The 1,199-nt window shown below is 44.5% G+C and carries 1 protein-coding gene; it reads left to right on the top strand.

Annotated elements, in window-relative coordinates:
- The coding region (locus OIN60_RS03755) for a group II intron reverse transcriptase (protein WP_305753548.1) at window positions 1-1,055 on the top strand (1,055 nt) is incomplete at its 5' end.
- Window positions 1,056-1,199 lie beyond the last annotated feature (144 nt).

Below are 1,199 nucleotides of genomic sequence, written 5' to 3'. Positions count from 1 at the left end.
AACGAAAGAGCAATTTAAAGCCTGCATACCTCATTCGTTACGCGGACGATTGGGTTTTAGTCACTCAAACTAAGAGCAATGCGGAGAAATGGAAACGGCGTATCTCGAAGTATTTGGAAACGAATCTAAAACTTCGCCTTTCAACAGAGAAAACGCTCATTACCAATGTCAGGAAAAAGCCAATTCGGTTTCTGGGATTTACGTACAAAGTAGTAAAAGGAAAAGCTCGGAAAGGATTCATAGCCCGTACCCGACCCAACTCCCAGCGGCTGAAAGACAAAGTAGAGGAAATTAAGGAAGACATCAGGAGTCTGAGGAAGTTCTCGCCTCGTCAATCCAGAATGAAGGAAGAACTTATCCATCAGATCAATGTAATTAACTCCAAAATCCGCGGCGTCATTCAATATTACGAAGCAGCGACCTGGGTAAATATAGTGCTTTCCAAAGAAGCCAGCAAACTTCGTTACACGGCTTTCAAAGCACTGAAAAGATTTGGTGGAACGTGGACTCCGGCGAATGAACTGAGCAATTTGCACTCGGTTCACAGTAACTATACAGCCGCTGTACCAGCCATTATGTATCGTGGATTGAAGATAGGTATCACCTCTTTTGCATTTTGTACATGGCGTATGGCTTATCCCAAAGTGCAAAACGAGACTCCCTACAGTAAGGAAGGCAGGGAGATATACCGTCAACGAACAGGAAAGAAACGCCTACTCGCCCGAGCGGACGATTTGCTGACGTTATCCTTTTCACAGGCCATTCTTTGGACAGAGAAGGACAGCAAGCGCAATTTTGAATATTATTTGAATCGTCCTTACGTCTTTAATCGGGACAGAGGTAAATGTAGGGTGTGTCAGGAGCCAGTACAACATAACGTCAACATCCATCATATCCAGCCCCATCTTCCTTTGGAGTTTGTTAACCGAGTAGCGAATCTCGCAACCCTGCACAAAGCGTGTCACGATATGATTCACGATGAACGGGATTATGAAGATTTACCGAGCAAAATGCGAAAAAGGATTTTAAGCTTTAGAGAAAAATTGTCAATCTAAGTGAGGTTCTGGGCAAACCATGCATGATGGAACGCCGTATGATGGGAAACTATCACGTACGGTGTGAAACGGGGGAAAAGTGCTCCTACTGGTCATACAGAGGATGACTCTTACCTATCGTTATTACAGCTTGCCAGCAGCTCC

Source organism: Paenibacillus zeirhizosphaerae, assembly GCF_030705605.1.
GTDB lineage: Bacteria > Bacillota > Bacilli > Paenibacillales > Paenibacillaceae > Paenibacillus > Paenibacillus zeirhizosphaerae.
Note: the sequence above shows the minus strand (reverse complement) of the source record. Positions and strands in the feature narration are given on the sequence as shown.